Origin of the sequence: Sphingobacterium sp. B29 (assembly GCF_001952815.1) — a bacterium.
GTDB classification, from domain to species: domain Bacteria; phylum Bacteroidota; class Bacteroidia; order Sphingobacteriales; family Sphingobacteriaceae; genus Sphingobacterium; species Sphingobacterium siyangense.
Map to the genome: position 1 here is coordinate 6096785 of NZ_CP019158.1, position 20469 is coordinate 6117253.

The 20469-nt window shown below is 39.4% G+C and carries 13 protein-coding genes; 4 read left to right on the top strand and 9 right to left on the bottom strand.

Going from position 1 to position 20469, the window contains the following annotated elements; all coding sequences use genetic code 11:
• Nucleotides 1-330: 330 nt before the first annotated feature.
• The 9 genes from BV902_RS26050 to BV902_RS26090 all read right to left on the bottom strand — a co-directional run bounded on the left by BV902_RS26050 (nt 331) and on the right by BV902_RS26090 (nt 15546).
• Entirely contained in the window at nt 331-1497 is a 1167-nt protein-coding gene (locus BV902_RS26050) for a glycoside hydrolase family 76 protein (RefSeq protein WP_075994383.1), read from the bottom strand.
• A gap of 55 nt (nt 1498-1552) precedes the next feature.
• Nucleotides 1553-3061, bottom strand: a complete 1509-nt coding sequence (locus tag BV902_RS26055; protein WP_237241861.1) for a RagB/SusD family nutrient uptake outer membrane protein — start codon at nt 3059-3061, stop codon at nt 1553-1555.
• Nucleotides 3062-3208: 147 nt separating this feature from the next.
• On the bottom strand, nt 3209-6265 hold the full coding sequence (locus BV902_RS26060; protein ID WP_237241863.1) for a SusC/RagA family TonB-linked outer membrane protein: 3057 nt from the start codon (nt 6263-6265) through the stop codon (nt 3209-3211).
• Nucleotides 6266-6750: 485 nt separating this feature from the next.
• Nucleotides 6751-8313: a RagB/SusD family nutrient uptake outer membrane protein gene (locus tag BV902_RS26065; RefSeq protein WP_075994384.1), complete on the bottom strand. Its 1563-nt coding sequence runs from the start codon at nt 8311-8313 to the stop codon at nt 6751-6753.
• Between the two features lie 18 nt (nt 8314-8331).
• The gene (locus BV902_RS26070; RefSeq protein ID WP_075994385.1) at nt 8332-11478 is read right to left on the bottom strand and encodes a SusC/RagA family TonB-linked outer membrane protein; all 3147 of its coding nucleotides are present in this window, start codon (nt 11476-11478) and stop codon (nt 8332-8334) included.
• Between the two features lie 437 nt (nt 11479-11915).
• Nucleotides 11916-13631, bottom strand: coding sequence for a GMC oxidoreductase (locus BV902_RS26075; protein WP_075994386.1), 1716 nt, complete (start codon nt 13629-13631; stop codon nt 11916-11918).
• 7 nt (nt 13632-13638) lie between these two features.
• Nucleotides 13639-14127 (bottom strand): gluconate 2-dehydrogenase subunit 3 family protein, encoded by a 489-nt coding sequence (locus BV902_RS26080; protein ID WP_070570191.1) that lies wholly within the window; start codon nt 14125-14127, stop codon nt 13639-13641.
• Nucleotides 14128-14214: 87 nt separating this feature from the next.
• The gene (locus tag BV902_RS26085) at nt 14215-14874 is read right to left on the bottom strand and encodes an HAD family hydrolase (RefSeq protein WP_075994387.1); all 660 of its coding nucleotides are present in this window, start codon (nt 14872-14874) and stop codon (nt 14215-14217) included.
• A 36-nt stretch (nt 14875-14910) separates the two neighbouring features.
• Complete coding sequence (locus BV902_RS26090) at nt 14911-15546, bottom strand: DUF6266 family protein (protein ID WP_075994388.1); 636 nt, start codon at nt 15544-15546, stop codon at nt 14911-14913.
• 482 nt (nt 15547-16028) lie between these two features.
• On the opposite strand from BV902_RS26090, the gene BV902_RS26095 reads away from it, so the two are divergent.
• The 4 genes from BV902_RS26095 to BV902_RS26110 all read left to right on the top strand — a co-directional run bounded on the left by BV902_RS26095 (nt 16029) and on the right by BV902_RS26110 (nt 20447).
• Nucleotides 16029-16640, top strand: coding sequence for a fumarylacetoacetate hydrolase family protein (locus tag BV902_RS26095; protein ID WP_075994389.1), 612 nt, complete (start codon nt 16029-16031; stop codon nt 16638-16640).
• A 13-nt stretch (nt 16641-16653) separates the two neighbouring features.
• Nucleotides 16654-18378: a M23 family metallopeptidase gene (locus BV902_RS26100; RefSeq protein ID WP_237241866.1), complete on the top strand. Its 1725-nt coding sequence runs from the start codon at nt 16654-16656 to the stop codon at nt 18376-18378.
• Nucleotides 18379-18452: 74 nt separating this feature from the next.
• Nucleotides 18453-18914, top strand: a complete 462-nt coding sequence (gene bcp / locus BV902_RS26105; RefSeq protein ID WP_075994391.1) for a thioredoxin-dependent thiol peroxidase — start codon at nt 18453-18455, stop codon at nt 18912-18914.
• A 63-nt stretch (nt 18915-18977) separates the two neighbouring features.
• Nucleotides 18978-20447 carry a glycine--tRNA ligase gene (locus BV902_RS26110; protein ID WP_075994392.1) on the top strand — a complete coding sequence of 490 codons (1470 nt, stop codon included), beginning with the start codon at nt 18978-18980 and terminating at the stop codon, nt 20445-20447.
• Nucleotides 20448-20469: the final 22 nt, after the last annotated feature.

Sequence of the window (20469 nt, forward strand, 5' to 3'; positions counted from 1 at the left end):
ATGTGATTGAATAAATCATGATGGTTTCATAATAAAATAACTTGGTATTCAATGAGTACGCAACCTACTCAAGCTTTCTTGTATCCAAAATAGATAACCTGATGCCCCGCCTATCCAATGAATCGTTCACATGCTAGATCAAGGTTTATCGATCATATTTTACAAGTCACGCTGGTAATAAGTTGACCTATTTCAAAAATAGAAATTTTACAGTGTATATTATGTTAAGTAAACATTATTTAATCTCTCTAACCAATATGTTACAGAACAAAAAAAAGACGCTGAAAAATTATTTTCAGCGTCTTAACCTTATACCGTTTTACATCGATTTTAATACCCAGCTTTTGCCAACCGTGCGTACATTTCGACAAAAGCACATTGATCGAGCAGCCATTTCGATTTATGCTGATCTTTCAGGGTCCAGTCTGCACTAAATAATCCTTCTTTATCGCGCATATGCTGCCAGGCAAATTCAAGATTCTTTGCAAACACTGTGAGGTACTTTTTGTCGCCATTCACTACAGCGAGCTCTATGTAACCACGCATCATAACAGCATGAAACCACAAATTGCTATTTTTCAATTTTGGAAAATCCAATTTCTCCTTCGTTTCGAAAAAATAGCCGAAACATGCCTCAGCCAGCTGTTGTGCATCCGCGAGGTACCGGTTATTTTTCGTCAACTTATAAAGCAATGCAGCTGCCTGCAACATTTGTCCGGCGTTGTACGAAAACTTAGCTTTTCCAATCTTTCCATTGAGCTGCATGTTGTCCCAATATAACTTATCTTCGGGATCCTGAAGATTTCTTTTTGTCCATTCATAAAGACGCTCCCCTTCTTCCAGATAGTACCTATCATTGGTTGCCATAAATAACTTCAGTGCAAATACACTTGCTGGTGCATTCGAACACGTATTTTTAGATTCCTTTTTCTGTTCACACCAATAAATGCCACCACCTAATTTATCATCCTCCCCACTCTTTACAAAATTCCAGATCTCTTTGGCCGAAGTCAGGTAGTTTATTTTTTTTGTATGGATATAGCTATCTGTAAAATCGATACCCAACCAGATATTATCGTCATAAAAACGATCCGAGGGAGGAGCTGTATTTAAATAAGACGCATAGCCAATAGGTGACCTACTTTCATCCCTATATTCCTGTAAGCCAATCAGGACTTTTTTGTCAAGTATGAACTGAAATGCCTTTTTTGTTTTTGGTAAGTCCATCAAGGCATTTACAGCCGAGAAACTACCCGAGAAAGGCCATAGATAAGCATATTTCTTTTGTTGCGCTGCCTGTTGATTATTATCCAGATAATCAGCTTTAAAGTTTTCATCAAAGGGATATTTTTCAGCCAAGAGCTGATTCTTGGTATTTCCAAACTTGCTATAGATGCTATCTAAAGTTTGGATAGCATAGTTCTGAAAATTATTTTTTTGTGCAAATAAGGTTACACCAATAAAGTTCAAAAGAAACAACGTAAAATATCTTTTCATGTGTTTTAGGTAAAAGAATAGTAGATGCCTATGCGGCATCTACTATTCCTGAACATTAATAACCGGGGTTTTGTTTTAAATTGGGATTCATCGATATCTGTTGCTGAGGTATTGGATACACTGTTTTGCTGTCAGAAGAAGGTTTATGATCCCACCACGTCGCTGTATGAAATTTGCCGAAGCGGATTAAATCCTCCCTTCTAAATCCTTCAAAAATAAATTCGCGTCCTCGCTCTGCCAAGAGCTCGTCAAGTGTCAGTGTGCTTGTGGTATACTTTGCTTCATTCCAGTCTGCATCAGAAAAGGCTCTCTTTTTACAACTATTAATCAAATCGACAGCTTCTTGCGAAGGGCGTCCTCCATTTTTTCGCATCAATGCCTCGGCTTTCGCAAAATAGATCCAACTTAGACGATAGACGTTCCAATCTGTATTGTTATAATTTGCATTCGCAGGTATTTTAACACCGTTGACAGTACCCTCAACAGAGTTACCAAGCTTATATTTATTAAATCGGATACCACTATTCTCTTCTCCATCGCTCATGGTAGAAGACGTACCTCCAGTCTTAGCCCTTCGAATATAATCAACAAAAACAAGCTGTTCTCCCTTGTATTCCTCCGAACCTTGCACAATTTTACCATCCACAAACTTAACCATAGGTCCGCTTAAAAACCATTCTTTTTTTCGCAAATCTTTTTCGTTATATTGATCGAAAACACCCGGAATTAACACAATACCGTTATTGCCAGTTCTTCCCCCACCATAGATCTCGCTTTGTACAAAATGATAAAATTCCCCTGGAAATCCAGGTTCAAAGTCTGCTGTTTGATAATCGTAGGCAATTGAAAAAATAGTTTCCTTAGACATGTCATTGGTCGGCACATAGGAATCTGTTAAATTTGGATCCAATGCCATAGCACCATTCAAACCTCCTCCAGCACCCGATATCAATTTATCCGCCGCTGCAATACAATCATCCCACCGCGGTTGACCAGACCATTTTTCAGCATTTAAATACAACTCCACCAGCATAGCATAACCTGCCGCCTGCGAAACCCGACCTAACATGGCTCTCGATAATTTGGGCGCTAGATCAATATTAGCTAAAATTTCCTTTTCAATAAATTCAAAAACCTCTTTTGTAGAAGAGGGCTGAGGTAAAGGCTCCTCTGCTGAACTTGGCGCTTTGGTAGTTATTGGAATATTGCCGAATAAATCCATTAGCTTTAGATAATGTAATGCCCGTAAAAGCTTTAGTTCAGCAATAAACTCATTCTTTTCAGCATCTGTTATCCCCATGCGAGCCACGTCAGATTTTTCGAGAATATCGATGGGGCTATTACACAAACCTACTCCCCAATACATCAATACCCATGCATTGTTTAACCCACCTTCATCTACTGTCCAAGTATGATAATGCAGCCTTTTCCATTTGCCTCCATCCTCTCCATGCCGCCCTTTGGTCGGCCAGGCCAATTGATCTGCGGATAATTCTGCTGGCCGCCACCATCCATCCTGCCCTGATGGTGATATCCACGCATTTGCATGCGTGTATGGACGCAATACAGCTGATATAACCTCATTCTTATTTTATAAAATCGTCCGCTACAATGATATCATAAGCGTTTTCATCTAAATTTGTACAACTTGATGCATTAATTACGCAAGCTAAAAATAAAATCTTAACAATATTTTTCATAATACTATCCATTAAAAACCAAAATTTACGCCAAACAAAAACGATCTCGTATTGGGATAAGGTCCTCTACTATCAATACCTAAACGTTGTCCATTTACTTCATTACCCAGCCCCGTATCCAATACAAAATCAGGATCATTCCCTGAATACCCTGTTATTGTTGCCAGATTTTGAGCCGTCAAATATATGCGCACATTATTCACCCAAGTGTTACTTTTCAATTTAAATCGATATCCCAATGTAACTTCATCAATTTTTAAGTGACTACCACTTTCCAAATAGTAATCAGAATACATATAGGTATCATTAATATCTTTATATTTGGTGAAAGCATCTCTCAAAAGATTCTCTGACCAGACCTTATTGCCATAAGAAAGTGCCGTTGTATTTAAGATATCATAATCGAATTTACCCCGCATAAAAATTCTCAGATCAAAATTCTTATAGGAAAAATTATTCGTCCAGGAAATATAATATTTGGGGACTGCATTTCCTATTACCGCTAAATCAGAAGAATTCAAATCATCTCTTGAATTATTAATTGCATCATTGTGCACAGCTTCGCCATTTCGGTTATAAAAAAGCCATTTTCCTTCATCATCAAATCCGGCAAATCGTTTACCAAAAAATTCACCGATCTTGTGCCCTTCGTACGTTGTGAATGCATCGCCCAATGCTCCTGCTCCGCCGATTTCACCAAATGTTTTATATTTTACTTTAAATATATCATTCGAATAACTATCTAAAACATTTTTTAGCGTACTAGCTGTAAAATCCATGTTCCACTTAAAATTCTCACGGTCTATAGCACGATAGCTAAGCGCTAGCTCAATACCCTTAGAAGAAAGCGTACCTACATTGGAATATATATTATTTCTTATATAAGGAGGCTGTGGGGTAGTATATGTATCCAAAAGATCAACAGTTTTTCGTTGAAAAACATCAATTGAACCTGAAAGCTTATTGCTCAACATTGTGAAATCAACACCGATATTTGTTTCCTTCTTCGTCTCCCACCGCAAGTTTGGGTTCGGATTACGGTCGGGTCCGTAGGTTTCTCGGTAGGACTCATCAGGGAACAGATATTTTCCTCCGCCCCCCAAAGTTAATCGAGAGGCATTATTAGCAAAGCCCGTATTTCCCGTTTCGCCATAACCAGCACGTAATTTTAAATTATTTATAAAACCGATATCTTTCATAAAATCTTCATTGCTGATGTTCCACCCCACTGATACTGCCGGAAAACTCCCCCATTTGTTATTTGCTCCAAATTTAGACGAACCTTCACGCCTTAGAATAAACTGAGCCATGTACTTATCCGCGTAGGTATAATTTACCCGGCCAAAAAAAGCGATCAAAGTATTGTCATTCTTATAGCTGTCCATATTAGCCCGTCCATCCCGAAGCGCTTGTCCTTCCGACAAATTATCTTCATGGAAATTATTATTTATAAATCCCCTATTGTCTGCACTTTGTCCCTCATCTTTCTCATAACGATAACTATATCCTGCTAATGCTGTGATTGCATGTTTTTCGGCAACGGTAGTGTTATATTGAAGTGTCGGTTCAAATGCATATTTTTCATTCAATAGATTGGATTTGGAAGCATATCCCCCACCCGGATAATCTTGATCTTCTAAAGACGCTTCACTATTGAGCGCTCTATAAGCACCATCTGTATAGGAATTACGTTGTACCGACCCAAAAACACTGGCCTTTAATCCCTCAATTATATTTAAATCTGCTTTTCCGTCTAAAGAAGATGTCTGTTGTTTCCGATAACTTGTTTCAGTAAACAATCGAGCAAATTCATTTGTACTCGTTCGGTCATAACGAAAAGATCCATCATCGTTATAATTTGAGAGCGTCGGATTTTTCGTAGCTTCACTTTCCCAGCCACCACCGCCTAACAAGTTCGCATTGTTCGTATTGGTAGCGATATTGAGGAGAAAATTCAAACGATCGTTAAAGCCCTTCTGGTTTATACTCGTTCTTACTGTATATTCCTTTCTTGAATTTTCCTTTGCAATACCTTCCAAATTTCGGAAATTGACACTTCCACGATAGGTAGTTGATTCATTACCTCCAGACAGTGAAAGGTTATGGTTTTGTGAAAAATTATCTTTATTAATCAATTCATCAAAAAAATCGGTAGAATGGCCAAAATCAGTTTGTTTTAGCTCACCAGAAGCAATCTTATCCCTAAACTCTTGTGGAGTTAAAAAATCAGGTCTATTATAGACAAAATCTTTGCGAAAATAACTGGAATAGTTGAATACCGATTTACCAGGTTTTCCCCTTTTTGTCGTAATCAGAATGACACCGGCATTGGCGCTTGTTCCATAAATCGCAGCACCGGATCCATCTTTCAGCACATCTATAGACTCAATATCATCTTGTTGCAGTAGATCCGGATTACCTCCAGGTATCCCATCAATAACAAACAATGGACTTGCACTCCCAGTAACGGAAATCGCGCCCCGCAATTGAGTCGCTACACCTGAATTAGGATTTGACCCACTTCTAGACACCTGCAGTCCCGCTACCTTTCCTTGAATGAGATCCAACGGGTTTCTCGCGCCGCTTTGACGAAATTGGTCTGCACTTACATGGGCTACTGCAGAAGTAACTTCCCTTATTTTTTGCGTACCATAACCGACAACAACAACCTCTTCCAACTGACTTTGGTCTTCTTCCAATTGAACAGAAATGGTTTCACCAGAAACTGTAACTTCTTTCGCTTTATAACCAATAGAAGTGACAACCAACACGTCTCCCTGTTTAGCATCCAAAGAAAAATTACCTGACACATCTGACTGTGTCCCCTTCGATGTTCCTTTAACAGTGATGTTTACACTTGAAATTGGCTTTCCATCAGCATTCAAGACTTTTCCCTTAATTTGTTGTTGGGGCTTTTTCGATTCCGTTAGAAAAGAGTTGTTTAACATCCTTTGAGAAGAGGCAGTAGCCTGCGCATGCTGCATTGCTCCTGCGATAAAAATCAAAGATAAGAATAGCTTAGATTCTCCTTTTAATCGCACAACTGTTTTTAAATCAATTTTGCTCATATTTTTATTATGGTGATTAGTATATAAAACGATTTAGCTTATTGGCAAAGGCATTTTTATTTATTATTATTTATAATAGTTGCCGAAAACAGTGATTATTGTGTTATTCAATACACATCATTATATCGGAAACATTTAGTATTAAATATTAATTGAGTATCGGCACGTGATTCAAAATCGCTATCCTATATCAGCAAAATCGGTTTTGCTAAGAAAGTAAAAAAAATGGAAGCTATTTTAGAAATATACGTTGTTGATTTCCTTCTTTGGTTTATTATTTAGTTCAAGTGTATGATTCGATCGTTAAGATAGGTATTTTTAATTTTAAATCAAAAATAATTTAAAATTATTGTTTTTATGGGAATTCAGTTAAAAAGCAACTTATATCCCATAAAAAAGAACTCATGAATATTCACAAGCCCTATTTTTATACATTGATAAGATAAAGGGTAGATTGAATACCCTTTATCTTATATTAGTTATATCTATTGATATCCTGGATTCTGAGTCAGTTTATTATTACGCTGTATCTCATCAGGAGAAATAGGCCATAATAAGTCAGATTCTTTAAATGTTGCTCCAGAGCCATTCTTTGCACCAATCAATGGAACAAAATCTACTTTTCCAGCTTCTGTTGTAGAAATAACAGGGAACATTTTAGTTCTAACAATATCGTCCCACATTTTAAATTCCAATGGGAACTCGCGGAGACGCTCTTTCCAGCATTCTTTCACAAAATTTTCTGCTGATAATGTTTGCAATTCGGCCGTATAAGCAGCAACTGATTTTCCTTCGGTATTAGCACGAGCTTTGACCTTCGCTAAATAACCCGCTGCTTCCGCACTTACACCCGTTGATTTAGCAATACTTTCAGCGGCAGTCAATAATGCCTCGGGATAGCGGTAAAAATTCCAGTCTTTTGTACCCCTCCCTGTTGTCAGCAATGCCTGTTCATCCACATAATACCATATTCCTGCATCTGTTGATGTCCATGTTTTCCCGTTAATCGGATTTGTATATGACCAATGGTAGAACTGATTTGGTTTAATCCTCAAATCTTTTTTATCATAAACATTCAAAAACTGCTTAGTGGGACCAAAAACACGCTCAAATATCGAATAAGTAGTAAATACAGAAACTGCCGAAGAACTAAAAGCAGTCGCTGTTCGCGCACCACTATTATTAATAGTTTCATCAAACTCCTGTGCATATATAACCTCATCTAAGTCATCAGTCTTACGCAGTAAGTTATATGCACTACTCTGCTCAAGATCAATATTTTCAGTCATCTTATGCGGTGAATTCACCACAATTTTAGCTGCTGTTGCCGCATCTGCGTATTTTCCCTCTTGCAAATAAACATCAGCTAAGAGCATTGCTGCTGCATATTTAGTAATGCGATGCCCATTCTCTGCAAATTTTTTTGCAGGCAATACGTCAACCGCACTCTTTAAATCTTGCTCGATCAACTCATATATTTTCGCAGCATCTGTACGCTCTATGTAAAGTGGATCAGTCAAGTTTTCGTTAGGAAGCGTATACAACGGGAGTGCCCCGAATGTTTTGACAAGGTAAAAGTAGTTATAAGCTCTAAAGAATTTTGCCTCTGCCAACAACGTATTTTTCTTTGCCTCATTTGGCATACTTATTTCTGGAATGTACTTTATACCTGCATTGGCAATATTAATCGCTTTAAAACCTTCATCCCAGATTGTATTCATCGTTGGCGAAATGATATTTGTATTTTGTTGTCGCGTCAATTCACGGGCGAATAAACTAACACGTTCTTGTCCTTCGTAGCTATTTGTAAAATATCCAGTCAAAATAGTATTGATCGAGGCTGTAGATCCAAGGTAAGAACCGGTAGAAGAATAGCGTATTGGCGCCCCGCGACGATAAAGTGAATTTACAGTTGCTTCGGCCTGTCCTTCATTCTGATAATAACTTATTAACGATAAGTTTGAACCCGGATTTTCTTCCAAAAATTTATTACAGGATGTTGTCAATGCCATTCCGGCTAATAACAACATGATTAATTTAGTCTTCATCTTTTTAAATTCTATGAATTAAAATGTAACATTAACACCTAAAGAGAAAGTCTTCGCTCTAGGATAAGAGAAAAAGGTCATATTTTGTCCAAATTTACTCTCCCCTTGTGAGGTACTTTCTGGATCATAACCTTTAAAATCTTTTGATGTGAACAAAAATGGATTATTTGCATTTGCATAAACACGTAACCTGGATAATCCTATTCGTTTCAATGCATCAGCTTTGAATGTATATCCCAATTGCATCAAGTTTACACGAAGATAAGATCCGTCCGCAACCCAAGCATCATCCACATTGGTATCCTGTCCCGCATGCCCACCATTGGTCAGATAGATGGCCTGCTGCATGGTATTCGGATTGGAACCATTGTATGCATCTGTCAAAATTTCCTTCAGACCATTGGTAATTCCAAAACGATCATAAGTAGAATGGAAAAATTGTTGCATGACATCCACTCCTTTGACAAATTGCAGATCTAGGGTGAAATCGAAGTTCTTGTAACGGAGGTTGTTAATAAAACTACCTGTCCAATCAGGTAGTCCTTTTCCTATGATTTCCTTTTCTTTTGAACGTTTTGCACGTCCTATATCTTTTATTTCTGCATTTCCTGCGTCAACATCCGCCTGTGTATATACGCCTAATCTTCTATAGCCATAGAAACTATTTAGGTTTTCACCGACACGAATAATGCTATTGGCCCCGCCGACCCAATCATTTTGTAAGATATCAGCGTTGTTCTCGCCTAATTTCAAGACTTTATTTTTGTTATAGTTTCCGTTCAACGATGCTTTCCACTCAAAATTCTCATTGGTCACAATTGTACCTGTAATCATCATGTCTAAACCTTGATTCTGAACAGATCCTATATTCTTATAAACCGAATTAAAGCCGGTTGCTCTTGGTAGAGGCGCCTCCAACAAAAGATCTGTCGTTTTCCGACGATAATAAGAAATATCAAAGTTTAATCGATTTTTTAGTAATCCCAGTTCCACCCCAAAATCAAACTGGGCCGTTTTTTCCCATTTTAAATCCGGGTTCGAAATCGTATTCACAAATGAATATGGAGCCCTAGCATTATTCAGCAAGATTGTTCCCGCGTCGACGATTGACAACGACTTATAGGGGTCGATTTCGGAGTTACCTGTCAAACCGTAACTTGTATGTAATTTCAAATTACTGATTGTTTCGTTGCCTTGTAAAAATTCCTCATTGGACACATTCCATGCCAAACCTAGTGAAGGGAAAAATGCATATTTATTGTTCTTACCAAATTTGGATGAACCATCATAACGGCTGGTTACCGTTGCTGAATAGCGATTATCATATGAGTAAGCAGCTCTTAAGAAATATGAATTCATCGCCCATTCATTGACATTAGACTCGAGTCCAGAAGGAGTGATGCCCAATCCCATGTTATTATACTCGTAAAAATCATCCGGAAATCCCTCTGATCTCATTTTATCGTAATCATACGTTTTCTTTTGCCAAGAGAGACCTGCCATTGCATTGATCCGATGTTTATCGAATTGCTTATTATAGGTTAGATAAGTTTCTTCCTGCCAATACAATGTATTTGTATGGGTACGTTCTGCCCAGCCATTCGGCCTAGAAATATTATTTAACAGCTTTGAAGAATATCCCTTATAATCTTTTCTATGATGGTCAATCCCTAGTTGGGTTTTCAAATCCAAACCATCAGCTAGATGAAATGTTAATGCCGCATTTCCAAAAATTTGTGTATTGTAGCGCATTCGTTTTTGCAAATCTAGAATGGCGACGGGATTGGACATACCTTCAAAACCCAATTGTTCTGCTACAGTCGATGACGACGAGTTCGTATAGAGACCGTCCTTATCATAAACTGGATACCAAGGAATCATCTCAATCATGGTACGACGAGCTTCCTGTCCACCGCCGTCTTCTGGAGTATAACGTCCCCAAGTGTGATTAACGGTTAAATTAATTGCTGTAGATAACCAGGATGTAGGTTTTGCATCATAAGCCATTTTTGCATTTATCCGCTTGTTCCAGGTATTATTCATGATCCCTTGTTGGTCGGTATAATTCAAAAATGCACCAACAGAAGATTTTTCATCACCTTGTTGTACATTTAGTTGATGATTATGTGAAATAGCTGTACGTGTTGCCTCTTTCTGCCAATCCGTATCATACAGTGGATTACCATTTCCATCAAAATAGTTTTCATCATTAAACCAGGTCTTTTTATCCAAAGACCAAGATTTTCCCTGGTATTTGTTTTCATTCTCCAATCCGATCATAAAGGCATCCACCCATTCCTGTGCATTCAGCACATCCATGTAGCGTTGAGCAGAGCTCACTCCAGCTGATCCTTGATAACTAATTGTTCTAGATCCGTCTTTATTTCCACGTTTTGTTGTTACCAAGATAACGCCATTTGCACCACGTGCACCATAAATAGCTGCAGAAGAAGCATCTTTTAAGACCTCAATATTTTCGATATCATTCGGATTCAACAAATTAAAATCTTCCATCACGACTCCGTCGACAACGTAAAGAGGATTGGAAGACGAGTTGATCGTAGCCACACCACGGATAACGACTCTATTTCCGTATGCTCCAGGTTGACTGGAATTAGAAAAGATATTCACCCCCGAAGCTTTTCCCCTCAAAGCATCTAAAGGGCTAAAACTCTGATCTTTGATCATGTCCGCCCCTTTGACCATGGCGATAGAACCTGTCACATCAGATTTACGCATTGTACCGTAACCCACAACGACAACTTCGTCCAATTGGCTCTGATCATCGTCCAATTGTACAGAAACAGTTGCCCCGGAAACAGTAACTTCTTTGGCTTTGTAACCAATGGAAGAGACGACCAATACATCCCCCGCTTTAGCATCCAATGTAAAATTACCCAAGGCATCAGATTGTGTGCCCTTTGAAGTACCTTTAACGGCGATGTTAACTCCTGAAATTGGTTTTCCAGTAGCATCCAATACTTTTCCTTTAACTTGCTGCTGCACATGGTTTACTTCTTTTACGAAGGATTTGCCATCGTAATTGGCAGAAGTTCCGACTGCGGCATTGACTTGTTGGAAAGTACCAGCAATGACAGCCAATGAGAAAAATAACTTTGATTTTTTCCCAAGCTGCGCAAGTGATTTTACGTCAACTTTGCTCATATTAATAGTGATTTGGTTTATAAAAACGTTTTAGCAAAAAGATACTTAGAACGTCTAGTTTAATTTAGTTTCCCTTAATTGATAGTTTTAAAATCGATCTACTTTCTTAAAATTGCCTGCTATATTCCATTGCTTTCACTTAACAGAAAACGTCTGGGTTCAAATGTCTATGGTATTATTGCCGCATAGAATCTGCAATAAAGTCTGCTAAATCGCTTTTGCTTTTGTTGTAAAATTTTTTGGTTGCCCTATTTTGGTTTTTTAATTGCTTTTTTTGATTACTTATTGGTTCATTAATTGTTTATTCGTTATTGTTTATTCGTTATTGTTTTCCTTTTTGGTTATTCTTTCTTGGTTTTAACGTGCTATTCGGGTGGAAAGATAGCACTTTAATTTTACAGGGGAAAGATTTATTTTCAAAACCTTTCCCCGGTAAACTAAATATTTCCTTTCTTCATCTCGCTAATCGCATAATCGACAGATCGTGCCGAAAATGCCATATAGGTCAATGAAGGATTTTGTGTTGATGTCGAGGTCATACTTGCACCATCTGTGACAAAAACGTTTTTCACAGCATGCATCTGATTCCATTTATTCAATACCGAAGTTTTCGGGTCGTGCCCCATACGTGCACCGCCCATTTCATGGATGTCCAAACCTGGAGCCTGCCAGTGTGAATCCGGGCGAATGTTTGTGAAGCCAGCATCCGTAAACATCTCCGTCATGACAGCAATGTAATCCTTTTTCATTTTTTCATCATTCTCATCATAATCGACAGCAATTTTTAACAACGGGATACCCCAGTCATCTTTCTTACTGCTATCCAATGAAACCATGCCCGATTCTTTTGGTATCGTTTCCCCCATCATGTGAGATCCAACCTGCCAAACACCTAATTTAGGATTCAACAAATTGTTTTTCAGATCTAGCCCTACGCCCGAACGATCGGACTCTTTACTACGCGAAGCTCCGAAACCGGCGGCATAGCCCCTTAAAAAGTCCGTTTCCTGTTTGTGCAAGTTTCTGAAACGTGGAATATACCCTCCACCGGCGGGATTCCGCCCTTCGGCCGTAAAATCCAACATCCCTTCATACTCTGCATAAATGCGTGCACTATAGTTGTGAAAGGCAACATATTTTCCGAGCACACCACTATCATTACCCAAACCATTTGGAAAACGGTTCGATTTAGAATTCAATAAGATCAAATTCGTATTGATTGCAGCCGCATTGACAAAAATCAGTTTGGCATAAAAATCAATTTCCTCTTTTGTATTGGTATCTATAACACGTACACCGACTGCTTTTCCTTTTTGTTCATCATAGAGAATCGAATGAACAACCGAAAATGGGCGTAGCGTCATATTTCCGGTTTTGGCCGCCCAAGGAATTGTCGTTGCATTGGAACTGAAATATCCACCAAAAGGACATCCTCGCTGACAAAGTACGCGATTCTGACACTGTACACGTCCTTGTTCGATGTGAATCTGATTTGGTTTAGATAAGTGTGCACAACGTGCTGAAATCACTTTGCGCTCCGGAAATTTCTTTTGGACGCTTTCTTTAAAATACTTCTCGACAATATTTAAGGGGTACCCTGGCAGAAACTCGCCGTCTGGCAATTCAGGAAGTCCATCGTGATTACCGGCAATTCCAGCAAATTTTTCGACATAAGCATACCAAGGCGCCAAATCAGCATAACGTATCGGCCAATCTACTGCAAAACCATCTCTCGCTGGCCCTTCGAAATCAAAGTCAGACCAACGTTGCGTCTGTCTCGCCCATAATAACGACTTGCCGCCAACTTGATAGCCTCTGATCCAGTCAAAAGGTTTCTCTTGAATATAAGGATGTTCCTTGTCTTTTACAAAAAAATGGGCCGCATCTTCATGGAATGCATAACATTTGCTGACAATCGGATTTTCTTCTTTTACTTTGAAAGGCATTTCATTCCGATGTTCAAACTCCCAAGGCATCATATTGGTGGTTGGGTAATCCTTGATATGTTGTACATCACGTCCACGTTCCAAAACCAATGTTTTCAAGCCCTTCTCGCACAACTCTTTTGCGGACCAACCGCCACTAATTCCCGAACCGATCACGATCGCATCGTAGGTTCTGTTTTTTTCACTGTCAATATTTAGATTTGCCATCTGCTATTTATGCCTTAACTTTTACCGCACCATTGTACGGACCCGGAATAAGTTTATAGATCACCTTATTCTTCATCACGTATTCTGAGTTCATATACCCCTGAATTGCACGCGATTTGAAGGTCTCAAAAAAAGCCTTCTCGTCGGTTTGGTCTTTTAACCCCGCCAAAGTGGTCTCAGTCTCTTTGTTATTTTTTAAATTCAACTGTTTTCGCAACTTGTTGAAACCAGCGACAAATTTAGCCTGATTTTCTGGCGACTCACAGTCATCTACCATTTTGATGACGAAAAGATGCAGGTTCAGATCCTTTCCTCCCGGTGTATCCGATTTCGGAATCAGGATGTTAGCCAGATCGCCCAAAAATTGCTCATCTTCCGCCGAAATCTTCAGCTTATTTAATACAATTGATGCACCTCCATCATTCAGACAGGACGACAAAATTGTCAGTCCGCCAGCTATAATGAAAAATTGCTTTATTGCGGTTCTACGGTTCATAATCAGAGTTCCCTTTACAATTCGGTAATATTACATATATCCGAATAAAAATACAAATGCTAAAACGATTAAATTATTTTACAACCCTCAAATCCATTGCGCCAACAGGGCTTTCGCCTCAGATAAGTTTTCCACAATGTTATCAACAGCTGTTAGTCTAGCACGTTCTACCTCTTGCTTCGTAACTGCAATCAACTGCGTCCCTGCTCCCAATGCCGATGTACTTCCTGTTGACGTATCCTCAATAGCCACACAGCGGTCGGCTGGTAGACCCAGATGTGTCAATGCCAAACGATAAGGTTCCGGATTGGGTTTTGGCAGCTCCACACACTCACGCGTGACAAAAAACTCAAAATAATCCAAAAGCTCGTGCTTGCCCAAAACAGTATCGACTGTGCTTCTATAACTCGAGGTCACAAGCCCAATACGGATATCTTCTGCTTTCAAAAAAGCTAAAATTTCTCGTGCTCCAGGCATCAATTCAATATCGCTCATGTTAGAATCGGCATAAGCCGCACGTGTACGCTTCCACATATGTTCTTCCGTCACGTCGTAGCCATAGTCCTCGGTAAGACGCTTGACATTATGTGCTAAAGTATGTCCAGCAAAATCGCGAATCCAATCTTCATAGTTGATCTGAAGGTTAAATTCCTGTTTTAATATAGGTGCCCAGTTTTTGAAATAGAAATATTCCGAATCAATTAACGTACCGTCCAGATCGAACAATACCGCCAGTATTTTATTCATAGTGTTAAAGATACACAAGTAGGTGGAAAAATCCTATTAAATGACGCCACAATAGGTAGAATTTGAGAATGCACCATGATAGGTATCCCAAAAACCGATGTAGACATGATAATCAAATTTATCCTTTCTAAATGCCGCGATGTCAACCGTACATTCCCCCTGCGCCGCATCCGCGATGGCCATTTTGAGGTCGCCCTCCCGATCTAAACTGACTAAGGCCAAATTTAATTTAAACATGCTATCCCCGTATTTCGGATTCGGTATCCACGATAATTTCAACAGATCATCTTCCCAACGGGCCTGAACACCTTCGGGTGAGACGAGCTCCCCGACAAATACCTGCACTTTTTCCATATTAATAACTGGTTTATTTTCGACATCCACAGCAGTTGCATTTTTGAAAATATGCTGCTGCGCAAGTTGAAATTTCCCTCGTCCGGAGTTTTTAGTTTCTTCAAATTGATACCCAAAGTTGACAATAGGCTTTATCCAGCCACAAAACTTACTTACCAATTTTATTTTCTGACGATGTGCCAATTGCGCGGCAGTTGGTGGTTTCGTACTTTTCTTCCTCGCCCCCCGTATAACACATTTTCCATTGAGATTGTAGCCATATACTGAACCTACTTTACCTCGAAAACCACCATTTGGACCATCTTCTAATATTGCCATTTTCTAACCTTTTTATTGTAATTGCGGGATCTATTTTACACCCTAACAAATAATAGTTATCAATGTTTGATTTAGTTTAGCAATAAATTAGAATTTAGCTAGGTTTAAGTTAGGGTTTAATTAGGTTATACCTAAACAAACCCTAACTAAACCCTAAGCTAACCCTAACTAAACCCTATGTAAATAGTTAATTTGATAGTAAGTATAAAAGCAGTTGTTTTCCTTCATTTTTGGATAAGCTTTGGACATTTATTAAGTTTGTTGTGGTAAACGAAAACTAATGTATACCGAGTATGAATGCACGACAAGCTTTTAGAAGATAGCCATTACGTTCGTTAGCATAGCGCATTCCGGCCAAGTGTAGGTAGTTCACAAATAGCATATAGTACTTTCTAATACCGCCTCAAACGTACACGCGATGAAAACCGAGCTCATGAGTTCGCAAGAAATCTGAAAGCTTCATTGCCTTAAAAATTTATATCATGAAAATAATTGCAATCGGTCGCAATTACATCGACCACGCGAAAGAGCTCAATAATCCAGTCCCCGAGAATCCCATTATATTTTTAAAACCTGATACTGCGGTATTAAAGGATAACAAAGATTTCTATTACCCGGAATTCTCCAAAAATATTCAGTTCGAAACCGAAGTTGTCCTCCGGGTCTGTAAAGAAGGAAAACATGTGACACCAAAATTTGCATCAACATACTTCGATGCAATCGGCCTGGGAATTGACTTCACCGCAAGGGATGTGCAGCAAGAACTAAAAGCAAAAAGCCTTCCCTGGGAATTGGCAAAAGCATTTGACCATTCTGCAGTAATCAGCAACTTGATTCCTAAAGAGGAGCTTGTGGATGTGAATTCGATTGATTTCTCCCTGCAGCAAAATGGGCAAACAGTTCAGCAGGGAAATACCAAGGACATGATTTTCTCCTACGAAGATCTGATTGTGTATACTTCCAAATTTATTACCCTCCGCAAAGGGGACCTTATTTACACGGGTACGCCTGTGGGTGTCGGTTCGGTAGCCATCGGCGATTTATTGGAAGGTTTCATCGGCGAACAGAAGATGTTTAGCTGTAAAATTAAATAAGCTGGGACATCTTATGACAAAAAAAAGAATAGCATTACTGGCCCTCCTCACTTGTATGGCAGGCCTAAGCCAAGGGCAAGATATTATCAAAAGCCGCAATTATCCACAAAACTATTTTGTACGGCCCATGGACATTGCGCCGCAGGCTTCAGGATCGTTCGGCGAATTGCGCGCAACGCATTTCCATGGTGGAGACGATTACCGGACACAACAACGCATCAATATTCCTGTGCATGCAACGGCGGAAGGTTTTGTGTCCCGCGTCAGGGTTCAGATAGGTGGTGGTGGTAATTATGTTTATATTGATCACCCCAATGGTTACACCTCGGTATACATGCACCTAGAAAGTTTCAATTCGGATCTTGCTAAAATCATCAAAGATGAGCAGTACAAGCAGAAACGTTTTGATGTCGATGTATTCCTCAAACCAAATCAGGTGCCGGTGAAAAAAGGCGAGTTTATTGCAAATTCGGGCAATACAGGCGGGTCTGCAGGCCCACATCTTCATTTTGAAATCCGTGACACAAAAGCGCAGCTACCACTCAATCCACAGTTGTTCGGGCTGCTCTTCCCGGATGGTGTAAAACCGATCATCCGCGGCGTGACGGTCTATGATTTAGGCTCCGAACTATTTGATGAAAATACACCACGCAGGCATCAAACCATCAGATCTGTTGGTAGCGGCAATTATAGTTTAGCAACAAACGCCCCCATCTCTGTGAATGGCACCTTTGGGCTAGGCATTAACACGGTTGATAAACGCAGAGGTATCTCATTTACGTATGGTGTCTACTCGATCGAACTTTTCTTGGACAACAAAAACATCAGTACGGTGCTGTTTGAATCAATCCCTTTTGATCAGACCCGTGCGATCCAGTCTTACGTAGACTACCCTTACTTAAAAAAGTCCGGTGTACGCGTTCAAAAAAGTTTTAAAGACCCAAACAATCCGATCAACATCTATAAACACTTGGACAACCTGGGGAAAATCGAATTGAAAGACAATGAGGTCCATGATGTCAAATATGTTGTCAAGGATGTTCAAGGGAATACGAGCGAATTGAATTTTAAGGTGCAGAATAACCCTTCACTTTCCATCAGCCGTACAGGTGCTACAGGCCTCAAAATGTTCCACTATGCTGACGAGAACAAATATGAAGCGGAGAATGCCCGGGTTTATATGAGCAAAAATATATTGTATGACGACCTTTACTTCAATTATTCGCAGGGAGCAAAACCTGCAAAAGGCTACTCGGCAATGCACTATATCCACAACGCTTATACACCGGTCTTCGGATATTACAAGCTCATGATCAAACCAGACTACAGCTTGTCTGAAAATCTTTATGACAAGGCTTTGATTGTTTCTTCCGACGGTGGAGCACAGGGAGGTAAATATGAGAACGGTTGGGTCGTGGCCAATGTACGCGAGTTTGGCGGTTTTTATGTTGCTGTTGACACCATTGCACCGAATATTGTGGCACGTAACCTGGCCGACGGAAAGAATGTGAGTGGACAGCAATCCATTGACTTTACAATCAGCGACAATCTCTCTGGAATAGATACTTTTGACGCTTATATTGATGGAAAATGGGCCTTGATGAAATATGACCCTAAAACGAGACATATCTGGCACGACTTCGAACCCGACTTAAGCAGTGGCCGACATGCGTTTAAACTCGAAGTGAAAGACAACAAAGGGAATTTAAAGACATACGAAGCTTCTTTTATAAGGTAGTCCTCTAATTTTTGGCAATAAATCAGGGGGTTCAAGAGATTAATCGTATCTTAATCGACTAAATACAATGTAATATGGCAACACTAGAAATAGGACAGAAAGCACCGGATTTCAGTGCAAAAAATCAAAATGGTGAAACAGTCCATCTTTCAGATTTTAAAGGGAAAAAAGTTATTTTATATTTTTATCCAAAAGACAATACCCCAGGCTGCACCACGGAGGCCTGCAATTTCAGAGACAATTATCAGTCTTTGAAAAAAGATGGTTTTGAAATCATAGGCGTAAGTGTGGATGGCGAGGCATCGCACCAAAAATTCATCAGCAAACATGAGCTTCCTTTTCAGCTGCTTGTAGATGAAGACAAGAGCCTTGTAGAGGCTTATGGTGTATGGGTCGAAAAGAACATGTATGGCAAAAAGTATATGGGCACAGCACGCACCACTTTTGTGATTGATGCAGATGGCATTATCCAGCATATCATCAAAAAAGTAGATAACAAAAATGCGTCCCAGCAGATCCGTGATTTAGGCATTTAAAGAATACCTCTTATCAAGAATCTTATATCTAAAATCTAAAACTAATATCTATATTTGCCACTTATGAGCAAACAGACAGACGACTTTTTCAAAAGTGTAGTATCACACGCGAAGGAATACGGTTTTGTATTTCAATCGAGCGAAATATATGACGGATTAAGTGCCGTCTACGATTACGGTCAATTAGGTTCGGAATTAAAAAACAACCTAAAGACTTATTGGTGGAAATCCATGGTGCAATTGCACGAAAACATTGTTGGTATTGATGCCGCAATTTTCATGCACCCTACGACATGGAAAGCCTCTGGTCACGTTGATGGCTTTAACGACCCGATGATCGACAATAAGGATTCAAAAAAACGTTACCGTGCTGATCAATTGATCGAAGATAAGATTGCACGTTATGAGGCAGATGGCAAGACAGCAGAAGCTGCTGCATTATTAGACGCTTTGAATACCGCATTGAATGCAGACGATTTAGCTGGACTAAAAACCATCATTGAAGAACATAATATCGTATGTCCGGTTTCAGGCACCAAAAATTGGACTGAAGTACGTCAATTTAATTTGATGTTTGCAACTCAGATGGGTGCTATGGCAGATGGAGCAGATCAAGTTTATCTTCGCCCTGAAACTGCACAAGGTATTTTTGTCAACTTCCTTAACGTTCAAAAGACAGGACGTATGAAAATTCCTTTTGGTATTGCACAAATTGGTAAAGCTTTCCGTAACGAAGTAATTGCACGTCAGTTTATCATGCGTATGCGTGAATTCGAGCAAATGGAAATGCAATTTTTCTGCCGCCCGGGTACTGAATTGGAATGGTATAACAAATGGAAAGAGACACGCTTGAAATGGCACTTGGCCTTGGGCTTCGATCCATCAAACTACCGTTACCACGATCACGATAAATTAGCGCATTACGCAAATGCTGCAGTTGATATTGAATTCAACTTCCCATTCGGATTCAAAGAAGTTGAAGGTATCCACTCGCGTACAGATTTTGACTTGAAACAACATCAGGAATTTTCTAAAAAGAAAATGCAATATTTTGATCCTGAAATCAATCAAAACTACATTCCATATGTAATTGAAACTTCAATTGGATTGGATCGCCTTTTCTTAACAGTATTATGCAACTCTTTGGTAACGGAAGATCTTTCTACTGCAGAAAAACAAGATTCTCGTGTTGTATTGAAATTTCCACCAGCATTGGCACCGGTAAAAGCTGCAATTTTACCATTGACCAAAAAAGATGGTTTACCAGAAAAAGCACGTGAGATCCTAAATACGTTAAAATTGGATTACAACGTTCAATATGACGAAAAAGATGCCATTGGAAAACGTTACCGTCGTCAAGACGCAATCGGAACACCAATCTGTATTACAGTCGATTACGATTCACTGGAAGACAACACCGTTACCATCCGTCACCGCGATACGATGGCACAGGAACGTGTTGCCATTGCCGATCTTGAAAAAATATTGAATGACTTGGCTGGTTGGAATACCTTGCTAAAAAAATTGATATAGCCAATCCGCTATCACAGAAAAG

Coding starts and splice junctions, on each gene's coding strand:
- BV902_RS26050 (WP_075994383.1), bottom strand. CDS start 1,497: ATGAAAAGATATTTTACGTTGTTTCTTTTGAACTTTATTGGTGTAACC.
- BV902_RS26060 (WP_237241863.1), bottom strand. CDS start 6,265: ATGAGCAAAATTGATTTAAAAACAGTTGTGCGATTAAAAGGAGAATCT.
- BV902_RS26065 (WP_075994384.1), bottom strand. CDS start 8,313: ATGAAGACTAAATTAATCATGTTGTTATTAGCCGGAATGGCATTGACA.
- BV902_RS26070 (WP_075994385.1), bottom strand. CDS start 11,478: ATGAGCAAAGTTGACGTAAAATCACTTGCGCAGCTTGGGAAAAAATCA.
- BV902_RS26075 (WP_075994386.1), bottom strand. CDS start 13,631: ATGGCAAATCTAAATATTGACAGTGAAAAAAACAGAACCTACGATGCG.
- BV902_RS26080 (WP_070570191.1), bottom strand. CDS start 14,127: ATGAACCGTAGAACCGCAATAAAGCAATTTTTCATTATAGCTGGCGGA.
- BV902_RS26085 (WP_075994387.1), bottom strand. CDS start 14,874: ATGAATAAAATACTGGCGGTATTGTTCGATCTGGACGGTACGTTAATT.
- BV902_RS26090 (WP_075994388.1), bottom strand. CDS start 15,546: ATGGCAATATTAGAAGATGGTCCAAATGGTGGTTTTCGAGGTAAAGTA.
- BV902_RS26095 (WP_075994389.1), top strand. CDS start 16,029: ATGAAAATAATTGCAATCGGTCGCAATTACATCGACCACGCGAAAGAG.
- BV902_RS26100 (WP_237241866.1), top strand. CDS start 16,654: ATGACAAAAAAAAGAATAGCATTACTGGCCCTCCTCACTTGTATGGCA.
- bcp (WP_075994391.1), top strand. CDS start 18,453: ATGGCAACACTAGAAATAGGACAGAAAGCACCGGATTTCAGTGCAAAA.
- BV902_RS26110 (WP_075994392.1), top strand. CDS start 18,978: ATGAGCAAACAGACAGACGACTTTTTCAAAAGTGTAGTATCACACGCG.